This window comes from Deinococcus radiopugnans ATCC 19172, assembly GCF_006335125.1.
Classification (GTDB): domain Bacteria; phylum Deinococcota; class Deinococci; order Deinococcales; family Deinococcaceae; genus Deinococcus; species Deinococcus radiopugnans.
This window is the reverse complement of the sequence record NZ_VDMO01000015.1, coordinates 109,172-115,800: the sequence shown is the minus strand read 5'-3', so window position 1 is coordinate 115,800 and position 6,629 is coordinate 109,172. Positions and strand designations below refer to the sequence as shown.

General features: G+C 62.9%; 6 protein-coding genes. 1 reads left to right on the top strand and 5 read right to left on the bottom strand.

Annotation, left to right across the window (positions count from 1 at the left end):
- The first annotated feature begins 480 nt into the window (after positions 1-480).
- Complete coding sequence (gene moaD / locus FHR04_RS14280; protein ID WP_039681779.1) at positions 481-1,158, top strand: molybdopterin converting factor subunit 1; 678 nt, start codon at positions 481-483, stop codon at positions 1,156-1,158.
- A 4-nt stretch (positions 1,159-1,162) separates the two neighbouring features.
- Here the strand turns inward: moaD and FHR04_RS14275 are convergent, their stop codons facing one another.
- The 5 genes from FHR04_RS14275 to FHR04_RS14255 all read right to left on the bottom strand — a co-directional run bounded on the left by FHR04_RS14275 (position 1,163) and on the right by FHR04_RS14255 (position 6,376).
- Entirely contained in the window at positions 1,163-1,903 is a 741-nt protein-coding gene (locus FHR04_RS14275) for a PrsW family intramembrane metalloprotease (protein WP_052195171.1), read from the bottom strand.
- A 12-nt stretch (positions 1,904-1,915) separates the two neighbouring features.
- Entirely contained in the window at positions 1,916-2,416 is a 501-nt protein-coding gene (gene ruvC, locus FHR04_RS14270; protein WP_039681777.1) for a crossover junction endodeoxyribonuclease RuvC, read from the bottom strand.
- An 87-nt stretch (positions 2,417-2,503) separates the two neighbouring features.
- Positions 2,504-3,433 carry an ABC transporter permease gene (locus tag FHR04_RS14265; RefSeq protein ID WP_039681775.1) on the bottom strand — a complete coding sequence of 310 codons (930 nt, stop codon included), beginning with the start codon at positions 3,431-3,433 and terminating at the stop codon, positions 2,504-2,506.
- A gap of 28 nt (positions 3,434-3,461) precedes the next feature.
- Entirely contained in the window at positions 3,462-4,454 is a 993-nt protein-coding gene (locus tag FHR04_RS14260) for an ABC transporter permease (protein WP_139404004.1), read from the bottom strand.
- Between the two features lie 125 nt (positions 4,455-4,579).
- On the bottom strand, positions 4,580-6,376 hold the full coding sequence (locus tag FHR04_RS14255; RefSeq protein ID WP_139404003.1) for a peptide ABC transporter substrate-binding protein: 1,797 nt from the start codon (positions 6,374-6,376) through the stop codon (positions 4,580-4,582).
- Between the last annotated feature and the right edge of the window lie 253 nt (positions 6,377-6,629).

The following is a 6,629-nucleotide window of genomic DNA, read 5'->3' as shown; positions in this document are numbered from 1 at the left end:
CGTTCACCCTGAGCCAGGATCAAACTCTCCATAAAATGGTCTAGCAAACACCCCAAAAGGGTGCATTGTTAGTGTGTTTGGTCCAAGCTTGCGCTTGGCTGCCAACTTCCAGAAGAAGTTGGTCTGCATTGGAAGTCCTGAGGGACTTCCCTGTTTTGTGAATCTGGAGCCGCTTCCGGGGGGAAACTGGCCGCTCACACGCCTCTGTCGAAGCGTTCCTGTCATCATTCTCAACACCAGATTTTCATGCGTCCCAGTGGGCCTTTCTCTCCGAAGAGCTTGGGGACATCCACTCGCCTGTTTAACGGGCGAAGGGAACTATATCCCCCCCTGCCTCTACTGTCAAGACCCCAGCCGAGGAAACTGGGAATGTGCAGCGCCAGATCAAAAGGAAGTACGGTGGCAGTGCATCTGCGCTGCCTGAGACAGCACCTTACGATCGGCCCAATACACCGCTGAGCCGCGTGCTAGCCTGCGCCCATGCGCTTGAACGTGGTGTTTTTTGCCCATCTGCGGCGGGAAATTGGAGCTGAGCAGCTGACGCTGGACGTGCCGGATGGGGCCGATGTCCGCGCGGTGGCTGCCCTGGTCGAAGCGCAGCATGGGCTGAGCCTGAAAGGCTGCATGGTGGCGGTCAACGAGACTTACGCCACGCCGGACCGGGCCCTGAATGAAGGGGACGAGGTGGCCTTTCTGCCCCCAGTGGCTGGCGGCGAAGGCGATCCCGTCACCCACTGCGAAATGACGGACCAGCCGTTGCTGCTGTCAGAAGCCGACGCTTTTCTGGTCCGCCCCGAATGCGGCGCACAGGCGTACTTTGTCGGCACCGTGCGCAGTCCCAATCAAGGGAAAGCAGTCGAGCACATCGATTACGAGGGCTACGCCCCAATGGCCCACAAGGTTATGCAGGAGGCGGCAAACGCGGCGCGTGAGAAGCACGGCGAGTTGCGCGTCTGGATTCAGCACCGCACTGGACGCCTTGCACCGGGAGAGGCCAGCATCCTGATCGGCGTGGCCAGTCCCCACCGCCGGGCCGCGCTGGAAGCCTGCGATTTTCTGATCGAATACCTCAAGGTGCAGATTCCAGTGTGGAAGCACGAGGCCGACGACGACGGCGAGCACTGGGTGACCGGTCACACGGAACATCCGGCCCTGTAGGTCCTCAGCCTGACTTGCGCCGGCCCTGGGTTTCCAGAAAATACGGTGAGGGCCCATGTTCGCGGGCATGGGCCTCAAAGCTGAGGTAGTAGCGGCTGGCCAGCCCGATCATCAGGGCGACCACAGCCATCAGCGCCAGCAACGGCCACAGGCCGGGTGGACCGGACAGCAGGCTGTTAAACGCAAAATGCAGCGCGACGCTGAGCAGGACGCCCCGCAACACCCAGCCCCGCACCGAGCCAAACCCCGGACCCCTGACCTGTTGCCAGTGCAGGCCGCCCAGCGCATAGCCCTGTGGGGCGCTGAACAGGGCGTGGGCCAGCGTGGTCACCAGCGCGTGCCAGGTGGCCGCCCCACTGCCGAAGCCCAGCGTGTAGGTCACGTTTTCCATCAGGGCGAAGCCCAGCGCCGCAGTGACGGCGTAGACCAGTCCGTCCATCGGCTCGTCGAAGGACAGCTCGGTGATGGCGGTGGTGGCGGCCACAAACTTGCTGCCCTCCTCGATCACGGCTGTCAGCAGGGCGACCAGCAGCAGCGTGAGCGGCAGCGTGGAGTCCAGCAGGTTGCCCAGGCTGGCCTCGAACGCCGCCGAGATCAACCATGCGAACATGCCCCACGCGAAGGTGCGGGCCAGCAACTTCGGCGGCTCCGGGTGGCGGTCCCGGCGCACGAAGAACCACAGCCACCACAGCGTGACGGCCACCGAGGCCAGCAACGACAATGTCAACGAGACGGCGGCAGACATTCGTGGAGGCAGTTAAGCGCGGGCCAGCCGGGCGGCGGCCGCCTGCAGGGGCTGATGCGCCAGATGGGTCAGCGCCAGCGCCAGCGCGTCCGCCGCGTGGTTGTTGAACAGCTCGCGCACGCCCAGCGATGCCTTGACCATGTAGATCACCTGTTCCTTGTCGGCGCGGCCCGAGCCCACCAGCGACTTCTTGACCTGCATGGGACCGTAGTAGTGCACCGGGACTCCGGCCTGGGCGCACGCCAGCTGAATCACGCCGAAGGCCTGCCCCACCTTGAAGGCGACGTCCGCCTGACGCCGCAGAATCTGATCCTCGATGGCCACCGCCTCTGGCTGGTACGCCTCGATCAATCGGGTGACCTCACTGTGGATATACGCCAGACGGCGCGGCATGACCCAGGCGCTCTCGGTGGTGATGCAGACGTGATGCAGGTGTTTGGCCTTGCGAACATTGCCGTCCACCAGACCAAGGCCCAGATTGGCGAGGCCAGGATCAATGCCGAGGACGATCATGCGTCCAGCATACGGGAAAATCGGCCACACACACGAAAAGAGCCGCAGACACGGAGTTTCCTCCGGCTGCGGCCCCTCCAGTGAATGCTAGCGCCGGCTTTTGGGATCGAAGGCGTCACGCAGACCGTCGCCCAGGAAGTTGAAGGCCAGCACCGTGAACAGAATGGCCAGCCCCGGATAGAACGGCAGCCACGGGTAGCTCAGGACCACCTCCTGCGCGTTGCTGAGCATGTTGCCCCAGGTCGACACGGGCGGCTGGATGCCGAAGCCCAGGAAACTCAGGGCGGCCTCGCCCAGAATGGCGCCGGCCACGTCGATGGTGGCGCTGACGACGATGATGCCCAGCATGTTGGGGGCCAGATGCCGCCACATTACGCGGTTGTTGTTGGCTCCCAGCGCGCGGGCGGCGTCCACGTATTCCAGGTTCTTGAGCCGCAGCACCTCGCCGCGCACCAGCCGGGCCGTACCCATCCAGCCGAAGATGGCGAAGATGCTGATGATGATCACCACGCTGGCCGAGGGACCGAGATTCTCGCGCAGGTTGGTGATGAACGGTGCGTCGCTGCTGGCGAACAACCCCGAGATCACCAGTTGCAGCGGCAGGGTGGGCAGGCTGAGCATGAACTCGATGAAGCGGCTGATGGCCGAGTCGGTCAGGCCGCCGAAAAAGCCCGCCACCAGACCGGCCAGCGTCCCCAGCAGCACGCTGATGATCGCCACCGAGAAGCCCACCACCAGGCTGATGCGGCTGCCGTAGATCACGCGTGAGAGTACGTCGCGGCCCAGCTCATCCTGGCCCAGCGGATAGCTGGCACTGGGCGGCGCGAAGAACCCACTCAGGTCCTGGGCATTGGGGTCATGTGGGGCAATCAGTGGGGCCAGCAGGGCGGCAAGCACCACAAAGATGATGAACGCCAGACTGATCATGGCGGCCTTGTGGCGCAGCAACCGGCGCATGGACATCTGCAGCGCGGAGTAGCTCTTCTCGGCGGGCGGGGCAGGGGCAGTGATTGTCATAGCAGAGCCACCTTCTCGGTCACAGGCCTCATGAATAGCGAATCCGGGGATCGACCAGGGCGTAGGCCAGATCGGCGAGCAACTGAAACACCACGGTCAGGATGGCCAGCAGCATCAGGCACAGCATGACCACGTTGAAGTCCTTGCTGACCAGCGAGTCCAGCAACGCGCGACCCATGCCCGGCCACGAGAACACCGTTTCGGTCAGGACCGCGCCGCCGAACAGACCCGGAATGGACAGGCCCAGGATGGTGATGATCGGAATCAGGGCATTCCTGAGGGCGTGTTTGAAAATTACTGCGCGGTTGGGCAGCCCCTTGGCCCGCGCCGTCCGCACGAAGTCCTGGCCGATCACCTCCAGAAAACTGGCGCGCATGAAGCGGGTGGTGGCGGCAATTTCACGGAACATCAGGATGGACAGCGGGAGAATCAGGTATTTCAGGCGATCCAGCCAGAACGGCCAGAACCCGTCCTCCGGGCTCAGGTTGCCCAGCCCGCCGGGCGGCAGGGCGATGGCTCCACCCGTGACTTGCGGCAGGTACACCGCGAACAGGTACAGCGCCATCACGCCGATCCAGAAGACAGGAGCGCTGAAGGCCACGAAGCTCAGGAAGGTCAGCACGTAATCCAGCGTGCTGTATTGCCGGATGGCCGAATAGATCCCCAGCGGCACGGCGATCAGGGTACTGATCACCAGTGCAGGGATGGTCAGGAGCAGCGTGTTGGGCAGGCGCTGCGTGAAGATGAACTGGGTGGCCGGAATACCGAAGTCGCGCGAATACCCGAATTCACCCTGAAAGGCTCGCAACAGCCACGACACGTACCGTTGGGGCCAGGGCGTGTTCAGGCCGTAGGCCTCACGCAGCCGGGCGATATCTTCAGGGGTGATGCGCGGGTTGCCGAAGATCAGCTGATCGACCGGGTCGCCGGGCTGCAGGGCGGTCAGGCCGAAGATCACCAGACTGATCACAAGCAGCAGCGGAATCATCTGCAGGATCCGGCGCAGGGCGTAGGTTGCCATAGAGAAGCCATCCTTTCAGGAACATGGAAAAAAGCGTTGAACGCGAGCGGGGAGAGGAAGGCCAATGTGCGGCGCATCCTCTCCCCCATGCCGAGGTTCAGGCGGTGTGCGCCCTGGCCTCCCGGTTATTCCTTCTGCTTGTGGGCCGAGACTGCGCCCTTGCTCGTCCAGCCCACGCGGTAAGCATCCCAGGTGGGGTACAGCGTGTAGGCGCTGAAGTCGTAGTTGGCCAGCCCGTTGGCCTGGATGTACGGGTTCACGCGGTAGTACAGCGGCAGCGACGGCACGTTCTTGGCCCAGATGGTCTGCATCTGATCAAACAGCTTGTTGCGCGCTGCGGGGGTGAACTCGGTGCGGGCCTGGAGTTGCAGCTTGTCGTAGTCAGCGTTGACCCAGCCCGAGTTGTTCTGGCCTGCGTAACCGTTGGCCTCGGTGGGCACACCTGACCCCTTAAAGAGATCGCCCTCTTCGAAGATGGGGTTGGCGGTCCAGGCGTACATCGCCAGGTCCCACTTGCCCTCGGCGCCCTTGGACAGGAAGTCCGCGCCGAAGAAGACGCTGGAGGGATAGTTCTGAATGTTGACCTGCACACCCACGGCCTTCCACTGCGCCTGAAGGATCTGCTGCACGCGTTCACGCACGCTGTTGCCCGCCGTGGTGCCAAAGTTCAGGCTGAACTTCTTGCCACCCTTTTGCAGGATGCCGTCGCTGCCAGGCGTCCAGCCCGCAGCGGCGAACAGCGCCTTGGCCTTGGCCGGATCGAAGGGGTAGGTCTGCACGTCCTTCTTGTACACGGTGGCGAGCGGGTTGATGAACACGTTGGATACGGGCTGCTTGCCCTGGAACAGGGCCTTGACCAGTGACGCACGGTCAATGGCGTACAGCAGCGCCTGACGGACGTTGGGATCGTCCAGATTCAAGTCCTTGGCCTTCTGGCCGCGCGTGTTGATGTCGATGTGCTCCCACACTGCACCGGGCACGAAGTAGGTGCTGAACTTGCGCTGTCCACGTTGCAGGTCGATGGCCTGATCAAACGACAGTCCTACCGTCGCCAGCGCGTCTACCTGGCCCGACAGAACGTTGACCTTGAGGGTGTTGGTGTTGGGAATGAAGCGGTAGGTCACCGTCTGGAGGTACTTGCTCTCGCCGCCAGAGGGCTTGCGCCAATAGTTGGGATTGCGGGTCATGGTCAGGCTGTTGCCGGGCCGCCACGCGGTGGGCTTGAAGGGACCGGCCACCACCTTGGGCAGGTTGTTGGAGGTGGTGTACTGGTTGAGGAATTTGATCCACTGCTCATTGACCGCGTCGCTGGGCTTCTGACCCTTGGTGGCCGCGTTGAAGGCGTCCCAGCCAGCCTTCATGGCTGCCGAGGGAGCGACACCGGGAGCGCCCGCCTGCTCGGCGAACAGGTACGGCGGATCAAAGGTGATGGTGAACGTCTTGTTGTTCGCGCCGCGCGTGATCTTGGCGTTCTCGAAAGGGTAACGGTCCGGCACCGGCACGCGCTCGTCATTCTGAACCATCAGCCAGAACTCGAAGTCGGCCACGGTGATCGGGGAGCCGTCGCTCCACTTGGCGTCCGGGCGAATGGTATAGGTCAGGCTGTTGCGGATGACCTTGCCCTTGGCGTCCTTGACCAGCTTGTAGCCGCCGTTTGCTGTCGTAGGGACGGTGGTGGCCATGTCGGCGTAGAGCTTGCCCTCATTGTCCAGACCGGTCAGGGCCGCGCCCATCCAGTTGTTGATCTCGCTGGTGATCGCCAAGTTGTTGGTGACCCAGGGATCGTAGATGTTCGGCGGTTCCTGCGAGGTGCCGACGATCAGGCTGTTGTTGGCTGGACCAGCCAGTGCCGGAGCCAGCACCGCAGGGGCCAGCAAAAGGGCGGAAAGGGTCAGGACCTTCTTCAGGGACACTTCTTTCATGAACGCCTCCAAGACTTACGGGCAGGCCAGTTACGGCCCCAAACTGTAGTGATGAGCGTCAGTATAGGGCGGGGTGAAGAAGTGTCAAGCCGCAGGCTCATTTGACACAGCAAATTCGCACGACGGCTGCTCCCGCAAGATCAGGGCAGACCGGGCGGAGAGAGGGCTTAACTTCACAGCCGCGCTCACGACAATGAGGAGAATCCGATACAAGCGAGAGGGCCAGAACACAATGTTCTGACCCTCCCAGACA